The organism is Rhodosalinus sediminis (assembly GCF_003385555.1).
Taxonomy (GTDB): domain Bacteria; phylum Pseudomonadota; class Alphaproteobacteria; order Rhodobacterales; family Rhodobacteraceae; genus Rhodosalinus; species Rhodosalinus sediminis.
In genome coordinates this window covers 83,818-100,042 of sequence record NZ_QOHR01000002.1, presented here as the reverse complement: position 1 = coordinate 100,042, position 16,225 = coordinate 83,818, and the positions used below count along the sequence as shown (strand labels likewise).

Annotated in this window: 14 protein-coding genes; 2 read left to right on the top strand and 12 right to left on the bottom strand. The window is 71.9% G+C overall.

Going from position 1 to position 16,225, the window contains the following annotated elements; genetic code table 11:
• Positions 1-27 precede the first annotated feature (27 nt).
• The 4 genes from DRV84_RS02355 to metF form a co-directional block, all read right to left on the bottom strand.
• A complete protein-coding gene (locus DRV84_RS02355) occupies positions 28-1,758 on the bottom strand; it encodes an ABC transporter permease (RefSeq protein WP_115978250.1) in 1,731 nt (576 codons plus the stop codon).
• Position 1,759: 1 nt separating this feature from the next.
• Positions 1,760-2,956 carry an ABC transporter substrate-binding protein gene (locus DRV84_RS02350; protein ID WP_115978248.1) on the bottom strand — a complete coding sequence of 399 codons (1,197 nt, stop codon included), beginning with the start codon at positions 2,954-2,956 and terminating at the stop codon, positions 1,760-1,762.
• Positions 2,953-3,582, bottom strand: a complete 630-nt coding sequence (locus DRV84_RS02345; protein ID WP_115978245.1) for a CDP-alcohol phosphatidyltransferase family protein — start codon at positions 3,580-3,582, stop codon at positions 2,953-2,955. Before DRV84_RS02345 ends, DRV84_RS02350 begins: the two co-directional genes overlap by 4 nt.
• Before the next feature lie 130 nt (positions 3,583-3,712).
• A complete protein-coding gene (gene metF / locus DRV84_RS02340; RefSeq protein WP_115978469.1) occupies positions 3,713-4,582 on the bottom strand; it encodes a methylenetetrahydrofolate reductase [NAD(P)H] in 870 nt (289 codons plus the stop codon).
• A 95-nt stretch (positions 4,583-4,677) separates the two neighbouring features.
• Between metF and DRV84_RS02335 the strand changes: the two genes are divergently transcribed.
• The gene (locus tag DRV84_RS02335; protein WP_115978243.1) at positions 4,678-5,583 is read left to right on the top strand and encodes a LysR family transcriptional regulator; all 906 of its coding nucleotides are present in this window, start codon (positions 4,678-4,680) and stop codon (positions 5,581-5,583) included.
• Between the two features lie 6 nt (positions 5,584-5,589).
• Here DRV84_RS02335 and DRV84_RS02330 read toward each other — a convergent pair whose 3' ends face one another.
• Positions 5,590-5,796 carry a cold-shock protein gene (locus DRV84_RS02330; RefSeq protein ID WP_115978240.1) on the bottom strand — a complete coding sequence of 69 codons (207 nt, stop codon included), beginning with the start codon at positions 5,794-5,796 and terminating at the stop codon, positions 5,590-5,592.
• A gap of 200 nt (positions 5,797-5,996) precedes the next feature.
• On the opposite strand from DRV84_RS02330, the gene DRV84_RS02325 reads away from it, so the two are divergent.
• A complete protein-coding gene (locus DRV84_RS02325; RefSeq protein ID WP_115978237.1) occupies positions 5,997-6,311 on the top strand; it encodes an ArsC/Spx/MgsR family protein in 315 nt (104 codons plus the stop codon).
• 88 nt (positions 6,312-6,399) lie between these two features.
• Here DRV84_RS02325 and DRV84_RS02320 read toward each other — a convergent pair whose 3' ends face one another.
• From DRV84_RS02320 to DRV84_RS02290, 7 genes are all read right to left on the bottom strand, one after another.
• Positions 6,400-6,714 carry a phosphoribosyl-ATP diphosphatase gene (locus tag DRV84_RS02320; RefSeq protein WP_115978236.1) on the bottom strand — a complete coding sequence of 105 codons (315 nt, stop codon included), beginning with the start codon at positions 6,712-6,714 and terminating at the stop codon, positions 6,400-6,402.
• Positions 6,711-7,472 (bottom strand): imidazole glycerol phosphate synthase subunit HisF, encoded by a 762-nt coding sequence (hisF, locus tag DRV84_RS02315; protein ID WP_115978234.1) that lies wholly within the window; start codon positions 7,470-7,472, stop codon positions 6,711-6,713. Before hisF ends, DRV84_RS02320 begins: the two co-directional genes overlap by 4 nt.
• Positions 7,473-7,624: 152 nt before the next feature.
• A complete protein-coding gene (gene hisA / locus DRV84_RS02310; protein WP_115978231.1) occupies positions 7,625-8,344 on the bottom strand; it encodes a 1-(5-phosphoribosyl)-5-[(5-phosphoribosylamino)methylideneamino]imidazole-4-carboxamide isomerase in 720 nt (239 codons plus the stop codon).
• A 28-nt stretch (positions 8,345-8,372) separates the two neighbouring features.
• On the bottom strand, positions 8,373-9,011 hold the full coding sequence (hisH, locus tag DRV84_RS02305; RefSeq protein WP_115978228.1) for an imidazole glycerol phosphate synthase subunit HisH: 639 nt from the start codon (positions 9,009-9,011) through the stop codon (positions 8,373-8,375).
• Between the two features lie 152 nt (positions 9,012-9,163).
• Positions 9,164-12,259: a valine--tRNA ligase gene (locus DRV84_RS02300; RefSeq protein ID WP_115978226.1), complete on the bottom strand. Its 3,096-nt coding sequence runs from the start codon at positions 12,257-12,259 to the stop codon at positions 9,164-9,166.
• A 164-nt stretch (positions 12,260-12,423) separates the two neighbouring features.
• Complete coding sequence (locus DRV84_RS02295) at positions 12,424-14,007, bottom strand: Ppx/GppA family phosphatase (protein WP_115978224.1); 1,584 nt, start codon at positions 14,005-14,007, stop codon at positions 12,424-12,426.
• 20 nt (positions 14,008-14,027) lie between these two features.
• Positions 14,028-16,202: an RNA degradosome polyphosphate kinase gene (locus tag DRV84_RS02290; RefSeq protein ID WP_115978221.1), complete on the bottom strand. Its 2,175-nt coding sequence runs from the start codon at positions 16,200-16,202 to the stop codon at positions 14,028-14,030.
• Between the last annotated feature and the right edge of the window lie 23 nt (positions 16,203-16,225).

Below are 16,225 nucleotides of genomic sequence, written 5' to 3'. Positions count from 1 at the left end.
CCCCCTGAGCCCCGGCCGCCGCGCGCCTCACGCATCCTGCATCCCCCGCCGGTTCCGCCAGACGAGCCGCGGCAGCGCGAGCGCCAGCGCGAAGGGCAGGAGCGCCGCGCCCGTCTGCGCCAGCGCGTGCACCCCGATCGCGCGGCGGTCGCCGCCCGCGGCGAGCGCCACCGCCTCCGTCGTCACCGTCGCCACGCGCCCGCCGCCGACGAGGAGCGTCGGCAGGTACTGCCCCACCGAGACGGCGAAGCCCACCGCGAAGGCCGTCAGCGCCGGCCCGAGCAGCATCGGCAGCCGCACGCGCCAGAGCACGCCCCCGGTCCCCGCGCCGAGGCTCCGCGCCACGGTGGCGAGCCGCGCGTCCCAGGCCCGCCAGGGATCGCCGAGCGACAGGAAGACATACGGAAAGACGAAGACCAGATGCGCGGCGGTGACCGCCACGAGCCCCGGCGTCGTCCCCGCCGTCAGGAAGGCCCCCTGCAGCCCCGGCAGGAAGGCGACCTGCGGCACGAGAAGCGGCGCGTAGAGGATCCAGAGCCCCCCGCGCCGGATGCTGAGCCCGTACCGCGTCTCCGCTTCGAGGCAGCCCACCGCCAGCACGAGCGCGGCGAGCGCCGCGAGTCCCGCGATCGCGCCAGTCGTCGCGAGAAGCCGCGCGAGCTCCGGCCCGTGCCGCGCCCAGCTCCGGAGCGTCAGCGCCTCCGGCGCGGCGTCGGGAAAGGCCCAGAAGGCCGCCACCGACCAGAGCGCGAGCACTCCGAGCCCGGCGAGCACCACGCCCGCCGCGAGGCCCGCGAGCGCGAGCGAGAGCGCCGCCGGCCCGCGCCCGCGCGGCCCCCGCCGCCCCGAGCGCACCCAGGCCCGGCCGAGCGCCGCGACCCCGGCCTCGCCCGCGCGCCAGAGCCCGAGCGCCGCGGCGACGAGCGCGAGTTGCACCACCGCGCCCGCCGCCGCGCGCAGACGCAGCGCGAGGTCCGGGTCGTTCATCCAGCGCACGATCTGCACGGAGAGCGGTGGCGGCGTGGTGGGGCCGAGGATCGCCGCCACGTCGACCACCGTCATCGAATAGGCGAGCACGACGTAGACCGGCAGGCGGATCTGCGCGTAGAGCCGCGGAAAGACCGCGCGCAGCCAGCCCGCCTCGCGCCCGTGGCCGAGGCTGCGCGCCACCGTCGCCGCGCGGCGCGCGTCGGTCTGCCCGAGCGCGGCGATCGACATCAGCAGCAGGAAGGGCACCTCCTTGGCCACGAGCCCCGCGATCAGCGCGAGACCCCAGGGGTCCTGCACCACGAGCCAGTCGGGCGGGCGCTCCATGCCGGTCGCCCACGGCGAGAGCGCGCGCATCGCCCAGCCCGAGGGCGCGATCAGGAAGGCGAGCCCGAAGGCCGCCGCTGCGTGCGGCACCGACAGGAGCGGGGCGAGCGCGCGCCGGATCGCGCCGAAGGCGCGCGTCTCCGACCAGCTCGCGAGGATCGCCACCGTCACCGCGAGCGCGAGCGCCGTCGCGGCGAGGCCGGTCACCGCCGACAGCCGCAGCGCGTCGGCGAGGCCGGGCCAGGCGAAAAGATCGCGAAAGGGCCCGAGCCCCGGCGCCGCGTGGCCGAGCGCGGGCATCACCCCGATCGCCGGCAGCGCGGTGCCCAGAAGCCCCGCGCCCACCGGCACCGTGAGCACCGCCACCGTCAGGAGCGGCACCGCCGGCAGGAGCCGGAGCCGGGCCCCGCGACCGGCGGGCGCGGGCAGGGCGCGCGCCCGCATCTCAGTCGCCGGTGCCGAAGCGCGCGATCCAGTCCGCCTCGATCCGCTCCATCCACGAGGGATGCGGCTCGGGCAGGGTCGGGCCGAGCGCCTCGGGCGGGAGCGTGGCGACGCCGAGCGGCACCTCCTCGAAGCGCGCGCGCGCCGCGGGCGGCAGCTTGCCCATGTCGAGCACCGTGCCGTAGCCCAGCACCTCCGGGTCGAGCGCGTGCGCCTGCGCCTCGGGCGAGAGCAGGACATTCGCCACCACCATCGCGCCCGCCTTGGCCGAGGCGTTGTAGGGGATCGCCACGAAGCTCGCGTTGCCGATGGTGCCGCCCTCGGAGACGAAGGTGCGCACCGTGTCCGGAAGCCGGAAATCCGCGATCGCCGCCGAGGCCTCGCCGGGGCTGAAGGAAATGGCGAGGTCGATCTCGTCGTCGGCCATCAGCTGCAACTGGCGCGGCCCGCTCTGCGGATAGGCGCGCCCCTGCCGCCAGAGATGCGGCGTGAGCTCCTCGACGAAGTCCCAGAGCGGCGCGGTGACGGCGGCGTAATCGGCCTCGTCCGCGGGCTGGAGCAGCACCTCCGGGTCGTCCACGAGCCCGTAGAGCGCCTGCTTGAGAAAGGTCGCGCCGAGGAAGTCGGGTGGCTGGGGATAGGTGAAGCGGCCCGGGTTCGCCTTCGCCCAGTCGAGGAGCGCCGCCATCGAGGGCAGCGGCTCCATGTCCGCGGAATCGTACATGAAGACCACCTGCGCCGCCGCCCAGGGGCTCTCGTAGCCCTCGGTCGGCACGGTGAAATCGGTGCGCACCGGCTTGCCCTCGACATCGACGTAGCGCCAGTTCGGCAGGTCCTCGGCGAAGGGGCCGAAGAGGAGGTCGGCCTCCTTCATCGCGGCGAAGTTCTCGCCGTTGATCCAGATGAGATCGACGGCGCCGCCGGTGTCCTGCCCCGCGCTCTTCTCGGCGAGCACGCGGCTCACCGCGTCGGCGGTGTCGGCGAGCTTGACGTGCTCGACGGTGACGCCGTGATCCTCTGCGACCCGCTCGCCCACCCAGGCGATGAAGTCGTTCGTCGCGGTCGAGCCGCCCCAGGCGCTCCAGTAGACGGTCTGGCCCCGCGCGGCCTCCAGCACCGCGTCCCAGTCGGCCGGGTCGGGCTCGGCGAGGGCGAGGCCGGGCAGCGCGACGAGCGCGGCGGGGAGCGTGCGGATCATCGGATGTCCTCCGGGCTGTGCGTGGGAAAGACCTTGCGCGCGAGCAGGACGCGCGCGCCGGCGGTGAGAAAGCAGAGCGCGCCGAAGACCCAGGCGAGCGGCGCGAAGTGCTGCGGCACGAGGCACAGAAGGACGAAGAAGCCGATGGTCTCCGCCCCCTCCAGAAGCCCGCCGGTGAAATAGAGCGATTTCACCCCGCGCGCGTCGGTGCGCATCCGCGCCTTCTCGGCGAGGATCGCGAAGCCGAGGAAGGTCGCCCCGTTGAAATAGAAGGCGGCGAGCAGGAAGGCCCCCGCGGCGCCGTTGCCCGCCGGATCGGCGAGGACGAAGGCGAGCGGCACCGCGCCGTAGAAGAGAAAATCGCTCGTGATGTCGAGAAAGCCGCCGAAGTCCGAGGCCCGGCTCGCCCGGGCCACGGCGCCGTCGAGCCCGTCGGCGATGCGGCTGAGCAGCAGCGGCGCGAGCGCCCAGCCCGGGTGCCCGGCGGCGACGAGCCCGGCAGCGATCAGCCCGAGCGCGAGCCCCGCGAGCGTGACGGCGTCCGCGCCGACCCCCGCGCGCGCGACGCGGCGGCCGAGTCGGTCGAGCGGCGGGTCGATGAGCGGACGAAGGCGCGCGTCGAACATGGGCGCGACCTTAGGAGAGACCTGCCCGCGCGACGAGTCGCATTTCCGTGACGCGACTCGCGGCCACGGGCCGCGGGCAAGCGATTTTCAAATCGCTTGCAAGGCGCTTCGAAGCGCCTTGCGCCCGGCTTCAGGCGACGTGCTCGAGCCGCGCCTCGGGCTTGACGCCCAGCGCGGCGCAGACGTCGCGCGTGAGCTCGGGCTTGTTCAGCGTGTAGAAATGCAGCTTGTCCACGCCGTTCTCGAGGAGCTCGGTGCACATCTCGGTGCAGAGCGAGGTGGCCAGCAGGTCGGCGCGCCCGTCGCGCTCGGCCTTGGCGAAGGCGTCGTCGAGCCATGCGGGGATGTAGGCGCCGCAGGCCTTGGCGAAGCGCTTGACGCCGGCCCAGTTCTCGATCGGCATGATGCCCGGCACGATCGGCGCGTCGATGCCCGCCTTCTCGCAGCGGTCGCGGAAGCGGTAGAAGGCCTCCGTCTCGAAGAAGAACTGCGTGATCGCCTCGTCCGCGCCGGCGTCGATCTTGCGCTTGAGCCAGTCGACGTCCGCCCCCTCGTAGGGCGCGTCGGGGTGCGGGTCGGGGTAGGCGCCCACCCGGATGGTGAAGCGCCCCGTCTCGGCGAGCGCCTCGACCAGCTCCGCCGAGTTGGCGAAGCCGTCGGGGTGCGGCGTGAAGCCGCCTGAATCCTTCGGCGGGTCGCCGCGCAGCGCGACGATCTGGTTGACGCCCGCGTCGGCGAAACCGTTGGCGATGGCGAGCGTTTCCTCCCTCGTGGCGTTCACGCAGGTCAGATGCGCCGCGACGTCGAGGCCGGTGTGCTTGTGCAGGGTGCCGACCGCGTCGCGCGTCAGCTCCCGCGTGGTGCCGCCGGCCCCGTAGGTCACCGAAACGAAGCGCGGCGCGAGCGGCGCGAGCACCTGCACCGTGTCCCAGAGGCGGAAGGACGCCTCCAGCGACTTGGGCGGAAAGAACTCGAAGGAAACCTCCGGCGCGTCGGTCATGCTGACCCCCTTTTGGTGATTGGCGCCCTTGTCGCATGGCGCCATGCGTGAAACAAACTCATATCCTTCAAGACGAACATGAGCGGCGTGAGAAGATGCACCTCGAACTCCGGCACCTGCGCTCGATCAAGGCGATCCACGAGGAGGGCGGCCTCGCCCGCGCCGCCGAGCGGCTGAACGTCACGCAGTCCGCGCTCAGCCATCAGATCAAGGGCCTCGAGGATCAGACCGGCGTCGAACTCTTCGTGCGCCGCTCCAAGCCGCTGCGCCTCTCGGCGGCGGGCCAGCGCCTCCTGCGCCTCGCCGAGAAAGTCCTGCCCGAGATCGAGGCGGCGCAGGCGGAGTTCGCGGGGCTGCGCGCGGGAAGCTCCGGGCGGCTCCATATCGCGATCGAGTGCCACGCCTGTTTCGAGTGGCTCTTCCCGGTGCTGGAGGCGTTCCGCAAGTCATGGCCCGAGGTGGACGTGGACATCCGGCCCGGCCTCGCCTTCGACGCGCTGCCCGCGCTCGAGAAGGAGGAGGTCGACGTCGTGATCTCATCGGATCCGGAGGAGCTGCCCGGCGTGACCTTCACCCCGCTCTTCGACTACGCGCCCGTCTTCGTCGCCTCCGCGCAGCACCCGCTCGCCCGGAAGCGCTTCATCGAGGCGAAGGACTTCCGGGCCGAGACGCTCATCACCTATCCGGTCGAGCGCGCGCGCCTCGACGTCTTCAGCCAGCTCCTGACGCCGGCCAAGGTGGAGCCCGCCGCGATCCGCCAGGTCGAGCTCACGGCGGTGATCCTGCTGCTCGTGGCCTCGAACCGCGGTGTCGCCGTGCTGCCCGACTGGGTGGTGCGGGAGGTGAAGTATTCCTCGGACTACGTCACCCGCCCGCTGACGGCGAACGGGCTCACGCGGCGGCTCTACGCGGCGACGCGCGCCGACGACACGCGCAAGCCCTTCATGACCGATCTTCTCGCCCTCGCGCGGGACGAGGCCGCGCGGATGCAGGCCGCCTGAGCGATGTCAGAGCACCTTCAGATCGGCCGCCATGGTGCGCCCGTCGCGCCCCTCGCGCAGCTCGTAGGACACGCGCTGATCGTCGGCGAGCCCGGTGAGCCCCGAGCGCTCCACCGCCGAGATGTGGACGAAGACGTCCTTGCCGCCCTCCTCGGGCGCGATGAAGCCGTAGCCCTTGGTCGTGTTGAACCACTTCACGGTGCCGGTCGGCATTGTCCCGTGTCTCCCTTCGTTCCAGACTCCGCCCCGCGCCGCACCCGGCGGGGCACGGTCGCCGGCTTCAGGACCGGCTTCGGCGAAGGGCGAGTCGGAAACTGAAGGACGGAGGCCGCGTCCGGAGGATTGCACGGCGTCTGTAAAAAGCAAGCGAAACCGCGGCACGATGCCGCACCCGCGCGAGGAGGGACCGCGCCATGATCATCTACGGGCTGACCACCTGCGACACCTGCCGCACGGCGTCGAAGACGCTCGACGGGATGCGCTTCGTCGACATCCGCGCCGAGGGCTTCCCCGAGGGCCTGCTGGAGCGCGCCGCCGAGACCTTCGGCGCGGCGCTGGTCAACCGCCGCTCGCGCACCTGGCGCGACCTGCCGGAAGAAGAGCGCGCGCTTTCGGTCGTGGAGCTGGTCCGGCGCCATCCGACGGTGATGAAGCGGCCGCTGATCGAGACCGAGGCGGGGCTCCACCTCGGATGGACATCCGAAGTGCGCCGGGCGCTGGAGGGCTGAGGCGCGGGGGAGAGGGGGCGCTGCCCCCTCTTGGCCTGCGGCCAATTCACCCCCGGAGTATTTGGGCCAAGATGATGGGCCGGTCCGGTCAGCGATTGCGCCGCGCCTTTTCCTCCAGTCCGGACGTGCCGGCGCGGCGGTCGAGCTCGGCGAGGACCTCGTCGAGGGTCACGCCGCGGGCCTGCAGCATCACGAGGAGATGGTAGAGCACATCCGCCGCCTCGGCCGTCAGGCGGTCGCGGTCGCCCTTCACCGCCTCGATCACGGCCTCGACGGCTTCCTCGCCGAATTTCTCGGCGCATTTCTCGGGGCCCCTGGCGAGAAGCTTCGCCGTCCAGGAGCCGTCCGGGTCGGCGGCGGCGCGGGCGGCCACGGTCGCGGCCAGGCGGTCCAGCGCGCTCATGACGGCCTCACGGCGAGGCCCGCGGCGGCCATGTGCGCCTTCGCCTCCGCGATGGAGTAGGTGCCGAAATGGAAGATGGAGGCGGCGAGCACCGCGCTCGCGCCGCCCGTCTCGATGCCCGCGACGAGGTGATCGAGCGTGCCGACGCCGCCGGAGGCGATCACCGGTATGCCCACTGCGTCCACGACCGCGCGGGTGAGCTCGAGGTCGAAGCCCGATTTGGTCCCGTCGCGGTCCATGGAGGTGAGCAGGATCTCTCCCGCCCCCTCGCGTTCCACGCGCCGGGCGAAGTCGAGCGCGTCGACGCCGGTCGCCCGCCGCCCGCCGTGGGTGAAGATCTCCCACTTGCCCGGCTCGACCAGCTTGGCGTCGATGGCGACGACGATGCACTGGCTGCCGAAGCGGTCGGCGGCGCGCGCCACCACCGTCGGGTCGGCCACCGCGGCGGAGTTGAAGCTCACCTTGTCGGCCCCCGCGAGCAGGAGCGCACGCACGTCCTCGGGGCCCTTGACCCCGCCGCCGACGGTCAGCGGCATGAAGCAGTGCTCGGCCGTGCGGCGCACCACGTCGAACATCGTGCCGCGGTTCTCGTGGGTGGCGTTGATGTCGAGAAAGCAGAGCTCGTCGGCGCCGGCGGCGTCGTAGGCGATCGCGGCCTCCACCGGGTCGCCCGCATCCACGAGGTCGACGAAGTTCACGCCCTTGACCACGCGGCCGTCGGCCACGTCGAGACAGGGGATCACACGGGTCTTGAGCATCGTGGCGTCCTTTCGTCCCTCCTCTGCCACGCCGCCGGGCGCGGCGCCAGCCCCATGCCCCGGTCCGTCTTCCTGGTGGCGCATACCCCGGGGGAGTCGGATTAGCCGATGGGGGCGGCGTCCCCTGCGCGGGCGGCCGTCCGGCGCCGCCGTCAGCCCAGCGCGGCGAGCGCCTCCGCGAGGTCGAGCTCGCCGTCGTAGAGCGCGCGCCCTGAGATCGCCCCCGCGATCACGCCCGTGTCGCGCAGCGCGATCAGGTCGGCCAGCGCGGCGACGCCGCCCGAGGCGATCACCGGGATCGAGACGGCGCGCGCCAGCGCCTCAGTGGCCGCGACGTTCGGCCCGCCCATCGCGCCGTCGCGCTCGATGTCGGTGTAGACGAGCGCCGCCACGCCCGCGTCCTCGAAGCGCCGGGCGAGCTCGGTCGCCTCCACCTCGGTCTCCTCGGCCCAGCCGCGGGTGGCCACGCGCCCCGCGCGCGCGTCGATGCCGACGGCGATGCGCCCCGGGAAGGCGCGGGCCGCGGCGCGCACCAGCTCCGGGTCCTCCACCGCCACGGTGCCGAGGATCACCCGCGCCAGCCCCTTGTCGAGCCAGGTCTCGATGGTGGCCATGTCGCGGATACCGCCGCCGAGCTGCGCCGGCGTGTCCGGACAGGCGGCGAGGATCGCCTCGACCGCCGCGGCATTGACCGGTCGCCCGGCGAAGGCGCCGTTCAGATCGACCAGATGCAACCAGCGCGCGCCCGCCTCGACGAAGGCGCGCGCCTGCGCCGCCGGGTCGTCGTTGAAGACCGTGGCCGCGGCCATCTCGCCGCGCAGGAGCCGCACGGCCTGCCCGTCCTTCAGGTCGATCGCGGGGTAGAGGATCATCGCGCTCTCCGGTCTCGCGCCGCCGCTCTCAGGGCCGCCAGCGCAGGAAATTGGCGATCAGGCGCAGGCCGGTGGCCTGGCTCTTCTCGGGGTGGAACTGCGTGCCGAGGATGGTGTCGCGCCCCACCACGGCCGTGACCGGCCCGCCGTAATCGGCATGCGCCAGACGATGCGCCGGATCGGCCAGGCGCATCTGGTAGGAATGCACGAAATAGGCGTGATCGCCCGTGGCGATGCCCTCGAGCACCGGATGCGGCCGATCGACCACCAGGTCGTTCCAGCCCATGTGCGGCACCTTGAGCGCCGCATCCGCCGGCGCGATGCGCTCCACCGTGCCGGGGATCCAGTCGAAGCCCGGCGTCTCGGCGTATTCCATGCCCCGGCTCGCGAGCATCTGCATCCCGATGCAGATGCCGAGGAAGGGCCGCGCCCGGTGCAGCGCCGCCTCCTCGAGCGCCTCGAAGAGCCCCGCGCGCGCGAAGAGCGCCCGCCGGCACGCCGGAAAGGCGCCGTCGCCCGGCAGCACCACGCGCTCCGCGGTCGCCACCACCTCGGGATCGGCGGTCACCACGACCGCGCCCGCACCCGTCTCGGCGGCCATCCGCTGAAACGCCTTCTCGGCAGAGTGCAGATTGCCGCTCTCGTAATCCACGATGACCGTGGTCATGACCGCGTCTCCGATCCCGCGCCGGCGCCTGCCTAGACGAGCCGCCGGCGGTTGCCAAGGACGGCGCCCCCGCCCATCATCTTGGCTCAAATACTCCGGGGGTGAATTGGCCGCGAGGCCAAGAGGGGGCAGCGCCCCCTCCCGCCGGCGGCTCAGCCCAATTCCGACAGCCGATCGAGCGCCTCGCCGATGCGGGCGCGCTCGTCCTCGCGCGCGGCGAGGTTCTCGCGCGCCTCCTCGACCACCTCCTCGGGCGCGTTCGCCGCGAAGTCGGGATTGGAGAGGCGCCCCCGGAGCCCCTTGATCTCCTTGTCGAGCCTGGCCTTCGTCTTGTCGAGGCGCGCCTTCTCCTCGGCGACGTCGATCAGCCCCTCGAGCGGCAGGCCGAGCGTCGTGCCCTCGAGCGCGACGGTCGCCGTGCCCTTCGGAAAGGCCGTCGCGTCCTCGAGGCTCGCGATCCGCGCGAGGCGCTTGATGAGCGCTTCGTTGCGCGACCACGCCGCGCGACCGCGCGCGTCCATCTCGGTGGCCAGCACGGGCACATAGGTGCCGGCCGGCACGTGCATCTGCGCGCGCACGCTGCGCACCTCCTCGATCATGGCGATGACCCAGCGCATTTCGGCGTCGGCCTCCGCGTCGGCGAGATCGGCGGAGGCCTCCTCGGGCCAGGGCGCGTGGATCAGCATCGTCGAGCGCTCGGCCAGCACGTCCCAGAGCTCTTCGGTGATGAAGGGCATGAAGGGATGCAGCAGGATCAGGCACTGGTCGATCACCCAGCCCATGACGCGCTGCGTCTCGGCGCGCAGGGTTTCGTCCTCGCCCTGCAGGAGCGGCTTGGAGAACTCCACGTACCAGTCGCAGACCCGGTGCCAGGTGAAGGCGTAGAGCGCGTTCGCCGCGTCGTTGAAGCGGAAGGCGGCGAGCGCGGCGTCGACCTCCTCGCGCACGCGGGCCGTCTCGCCGAGGATCCAGCGGTTGACCGGCGCGGTGGCCTCGGGAACCCCGTCCTGCCCGCAGACCGCGCCGTTCATCTCGGCGAAGCGCGCGGCGTTCCAGAGCTTCGTGCCGAAGTTGCGGTAGCCCGCGATCCGGTCCTTCGAGAGCTTGATGTCGCGCCCCATCGCCGCGAGCGCGGCGAGGGTGAAGCGCACCGCGTCGGCGCCGTATTCCTCGATCAGGTCGATCGGGTCGAGCACGTTACCGAGCGACTTCGACATCTTCTTGCCCTTGGCGTCGCGCACGAGGGCGTGGACATAGACCGTGTCGAAGGGGCGCTCGCCCACGACGGCGTATTGCATCATCATCATCCGGGCGACCCAGAAGAAGATGATGTCGAAGCCGGTGATCAGCACGCTGGTGGGGAAGTACTTGCGCAGCTCCGCCGTGTCCTCCGGCCAGCCGAGCGTGCCGATCGGCCAGAGCCCCGAGGAGAACCAGGTGTCGAGCACGTCCGGGTCCTGCCAGACCGGGTAGACGAGCTGCGTCGGGTCCTGGCTCACGCTGTAGCGCGCGAGGCTCTCGGCGATGGCGTGGAGCGCCGCCTCGCGGTCGGCCACCTCCACCACCCGCGCATGGTCGAGCGGCGTGGGCAGCCCGGCGAGCACGTCGTCGAACTGGCCCCGCACCGCCTCGAAGCTCTCGGCGGCGTGCTGGCGCTCCTCGCCGGAAAGCAGGTGCTGATGCGACAGGAGCCGCCCCACCTCCACCGGGTCGAGCGCGCCGTCGCCCTCGTCGTCGCGGAACCCCTCCCGGGCGAGGTCGAAACCGTACCACACGGGGATGCGGTGGCCCCACCAGAGCTGGCGCGAGATGCACCAGGGCTCGATGTTCTCGAGCCAGTGGAAATAGACCTTGCGGTCGGCCTCGGGCAGGATCGTCGTCGCGCCGGTCTTCACCGCCTCGATCGCGGGGCCGACGATCTTCTCGGCGTCCACGAACCACTGGTCGGTGAGCATCGGCTCGATCACCACCTTGGAGCGGTCGCCGTAGGGCGCCATGATCGTCTTCTTCTCGACGAGCGGCACGGCCTCGCCCGCCTCGTCGGTGGTCATCACGGCGAGGCCTTCCCCGGTGATCGCCTCGACCACCCGCGCGCGCGCCTCGAAGCGGTCGAGCCCGCGCAGCTCGTCGGGCACGAGGTTGATCGCGTCGATCTCCGCCTCGGAAAGTTCGAGGCCCGAGACGATCTCCTGCGCGCGCATCGCGGCCTCGGCGTAGGCGTCGCCGTCGTCGCGCATGCGGCCCTGCGTGTCCATCAGCCGGTAGCAGGGGATGCCCGCGCGCCGCGCCACCGCGTAGTCGTTGAAGTCATGCGCGCCCGTGATCTTCACCGCGCCGGAGCCGAAGTCCGGGTCGGGATACGCGTCGGTGATGATCGGGATCAGGCGCCGATGCTCGCGCGGGCCCACTGGGATCTCGCAGAGCTTGCCGACGATGGGCGCGTAGCGCGCGTCCGAGGGATGCACCGCCACCGCCCCGTCGCCCAGCATCGTCTCGGGCCGGGTCGTGGCGATGGAGATGTAGTCGCGCTCCTCCTCCAGCACGACGTTGCCGTCCGCGTCGCGCTCGACGTAAGTGTAGGTCTCGCCGTTCGCGAGCGGGTACTTGAAGTGCCACATCGCCCCCTCGACCTCGAGGTTCTCCACCTCCAGGTCCGAGATCGCGGTCTCGAAATGCGGGTCCCAGTTCACCAGCCGCTTGCCGCGGTAGATCAGGCCCTTGGCGTGCATATCGAGAAAGACGCGGATCACCGCGTCGTGGAAATCCTGCCCGCCCGGCGCGCCCTCCGGGTCGCCCGGCGCGCCCGCCATGGTGAAGGCCTCGCGCGCCCAGTCGCAGGAGGCGCCGAGGCGCTGGAGCTGCGCGCGGATGTTGCCCCGCGAGCGGCGCTTCTGCTCCCAGACGAGATCGAGGAACGCCTCGCGCGAAAAATCCGTGCGCCGCTTGCCCTCGGCGGCGAGCTCGCGCTCGACGACCATCTGCGTGGCGATCCCCGCGTGGTCGGTGCCCGGCTGCCAGAGCGTGTCGAAGCCGCGCATCCGGTGCCAGCGCACGAGGATGTCCTGCAGCGTGTTGTTGAAGGCATGCCCCATGTGCAGGCTGCCGGTCACGTTCGGCGGCGGGATCACGACCGAGAAGGTCTCGTCGCGCCGCGCGGCGGCGCCGGCGGCGAAGGCGCGCGCGCCCTCCCATTCGGCGTAGATGCGCGGCTCGGCCTCGGCGGCGTCGAAACTCTTCGGAAGCGTCATCCCGGCAATCCCTCGGTGCGTGGGCGGATCGGTCCGTCCCTTACCCGAGCGCGGGGCCGAGGAAAAGCCGCGCCGCGCCCCTTCTTCTTGGGTCAAATATCCTCGGGGGGTGAATTGGCCGTTAGGCCAAGAGGGGGGCAGACAGCCCCCCTCCCGCGGCGCAGTCAGCGCCGCGCGGACCTCTCGCGCACGCATCCCTCCGCGCCGAGCGCGGCGCAGAGCGCGCGGAACCGCGCCTCGGCGACCTCGCCGTAAAGCGGCACGGCCGCCTCCGAGAGGCGCAGCTCCAGCACCTTCTTCTTGGGAAACCAGCGCATCTCGACCGGGCGGTCGTCGTCGTCGGAAATCCAGAGCATCGCGCCGAAGCGCATCGCCTTGCCGAGGACCTCTGCCTCGGCGCGGTCGGCCTCGGGCAGGAGGCCGAAGAGATGTTCGAAGGGCGAGCCCGCGCGCTTGTTGCGGTAGCGGTGCATCAGCGCGAGGCCGAGGTAGACGCGCTCGGAATGCTTCAGCCCGCCGAGGTTGCCGCGCGTGGCGTTGTCGAAGCAGGTCTCGGCGCGGTAGTCGGGATGCGCGCGCCAGCTCACGTCGTGCAGCAGGCACGCGGCCTTGACGAGGCGCCGGCGGGCGTCCGGCACGTTGCGAAAGAGCGGCGCGACGAAGTCGTAGAGCCGCCGCCCCGAGCCCGGGATGCGCGCGTCCTTCGCCTCGGAGAAGAGGCAGGCCTCGATCAGCGGGTCGCGGTCGCGCAGGCGCTGCGGCATCCGCTCGTACAGAAGGCCCTCGCGGATGCCGTAGCTCGACAGCGCGATGTCGCGCGGCCGGAAGGTCTTGACCAGCCGGTGCAGCACGTCCGCCGCGACCGGCACCAGCGCCATGCGCGAGGACGAGATGCCGCAGGCGGCGCGCAGCGTCTCCGGGTCGGAGGTCTCGATGAACCTGACCGTCTCGGCGACGGATTTCCGGTCCATGCGGTACTCGTGCAGCACGCGCAGCGGATAGGCGCGCCGGTGCATGTCGATCCGCGCGATCGCGCGCCAGGAGCCGCCCACGAGAAAGAGGCGGTTGTGCTGCGGCCCGAGCTCCTTCGCGAGCCGCTCGACCACCTTGCGGACATGCGCCTGCCGCCCCTTCCGTCCGCCGGGCAGATCGGCGAGCTTGAGCGGCCCCAGCTCGGACGAGAGGCGCTTGCCCACGCGGCCGTCCGCGATCTCGGCGAGTTCCATGGACGAGCCGCCGATGTCGCTGACGAGCCCGTAGGCCCCCGGCCAGCCGAGCAGCACCCCCTGCGCCGAGAGCCGCGCCTCCTCGCGCCCGTCGATGACGCGCAGCTCGAGCCCCGTCTCGCGCGCGACCTCGGCGCAGAACTCCGGCCCGTCGGCGGCGTCGCGCACCGCGGCCGTGGCGGCCACGGTGAGCGGCGTTGCCTCCATCCCCTCGGCGAGCGCGGCGAAGCGGCGGAGCGCGCGCAGCGCCCGCGCGCGGCCCTCGGGGTTGAGCCGCCCGGTCTCGCGCATGCCGGCGCCGAGGCCGCACATGATCTTCTCGTTGTAGAAATAGGCCGGGCTGCGCGCGGCGCCGTCGAAGACCACGAGCCGCACCGAGTTGGAGCCCACGTCCACCACGCCCACGCGCGCCAGCGCCCGCGCCTGCGCGTCGCGGAAAAGCGGTTGCCCGAAGGGTCCGGCTTCGCCCCTGTCCTGACCGTCCACGCCGTCCACCGTGTCGTGCCCGTCGCGCCCGACCATGCGCCGGGGCGCCGCCGGGGTCAATCGGCGGCGTGGGTGAGGTGCGGCACGTCGCCCGCGCCCGCCGAGCCGCGCCCCGAGAGCGAGGGGTTCTCCATGAAGAAGCGGTGACAGCTGAAGCCCGTCTCGCCCGCCTCGAGCGGCGCGCGGTGGAAGCTGCCGTCCGGCGCCATCACCCAGCTCTGCGCTGTATCGGCGAGGTTGGCCGCCATGATCTGATCGACGATCTGCGCCTTCACGGTCGGGTTCGCGATCTCCACCAGCGTCTCGATCCGCCGGTTCAGGTTGCGCCCCATCCAGTCCGCCGAGGAGATGTAGACGCGCGCCTCCCGCGACGGCAGGCCGTGGCCGTTGCCGAAGCAGACGATGCGCGAGTGCTCGAGGAAGCGGCCGATGATCGACTTGACGCGGATGTTCTCGCTCATCCCGGCGATGCCGGGGCGCAGGCCGCAGATGCCGCGGATCACGCAGTCGATCTTCACGCCCGCCTGGCTCGCCTCGTAGAGCGCGTCGATCATGTCGGGTTCGATCAGCGAGTTCATCTTGAGCCAGATCCGCGCGGGCTTGCCGGCGCGGGCGAACTCGGCCTCGCGCGCGATCATCTCCAGCATGCTCGGCTTCAGCGTGTGCGGCGAGATGGCGAGGTTCTCGAGATCCTCGGGCAGCGCGTAGCCCGAGAGGTAGTTGAAGACCTTGGTCGCGTCCCGCCCGAGCGCCGCGTCGCAGGTGAAGAAGCTGAGGTCGGTGTAGATCTTGGCGGTGATCGGGTGATAGTTGCCCGTTCCGTAGTGCGTGTAGGTCACCAGCCTGTCGCCCTCGCGGCGCACCACGGTGCTGATCTTCGCGTGCGTCTTCCAGTCGATGAAGCCGTAGACGACATGCGCGCCCGCGCGCTCCAGCATTCGGCTTTGGCGGATGTTGGCGGCCTCGTCGAAGCGCGCCTTGAGCTCCACGAGCGCGGTGACCGACTTGCCCTCTTCGGCCGCCTCGCAGAGCGCGGCGACGATGGGGCTGTCGCGCGAGGTGCGGTAGAGCGTCTGCTTGATCGCCACCACGTCCGGGTCGTTCGCCGCCTGATGCAGGAAGCGCACCACCATGTCGAAGGTCTCGTAGGGGTGGTGCAGCAGCATGTCCTTCTGCCGGATCGCGGCGAACATGTCGCCGTCGTGATCCTGTACCCGCTCGGGCACCCGGGGCGTGAAGGAGGGCCAGAGCAGATCGGGCCGCGCGTCGAGCACGAGTTCCTTCAGATCGGCGAGGCCGATGACGCCCGGAATCTCGATCACCTCCTCGGGGATCACCTCGAGCTCGCGCATGATCACCTCCTTGAGCGCGTCGGGCGCGCCGGCGGAGATCTTCATGCGCACCACCTCGCCCCGGCGGCGGCGCTTCAGCGCGACCTCGAATTCCCGCACGAGGTCCTCGGCCTCTTCCTCGACTTCCAGATCGCTGTCGCGCAGCACGCGGAAGGTGCAGTGCCCGATCTCGCGGTAGCCGGGAAAGAGGCTGTCGAGATGCAGCAGCAGCAGCTCCTCGAGCGGCAGGAAGCGGTGCCGCCCCTCGGGCGCGGGCAGCGCCACGAAACGGTCGATCTGGTGCGGGATCGGCAGGAGCGCCTGCAGCGGCCAGCCGTCGCGCTTGCGCTCCAGTTGCAGCGCGAGGCTGAAGCCCGCGTTCGGGATGAAGGGGAAGGGATGCGCCGGGTCGATGGCGAGCGGCGAGAGCACCGGGAACACCTTGTCGAGAAAGACCGTCTGCAGGTGGTCGCGGTCGTCGGCGCCCAGATCGCCGCGCTCCAGGACGGTGATGCCCTCGTCCTCCATCTCGCCGCGCAGTGTGTCGAAGACCGCCTGCTGGCGCTCCATCAGGCGCCGCGCGTCCTCGTCGATCAGGCGCAGCTGCTCGGCCGGCGTCAGCCCGTCGGCGGCCGGCGTCGTGATACCCGCCTTGGCGAGCTCGCGCAGGCCCGCGACGCGCACCGTGTAGAACTCGTCGAGGTTGGTCGCCGAGATCGAGAGGAACCGCAGCCGCTCCAGCAGCGGCACGCCCGCGTTCTCGGCTTCCTCCAGCACGCGCCAGTTGAAGCCCAGCCAGCTGAGCTCGCGGTTGAAGAAGCGCTTCGGCCCGGCGGTCGCGCTTTCGGGCAGCGCGTCGGGCGCGGGGGTGGGCGAGGCGAGGAAGTTGGCGGTGCTCATGTGGCCCTCGTGACGGGTGGAGG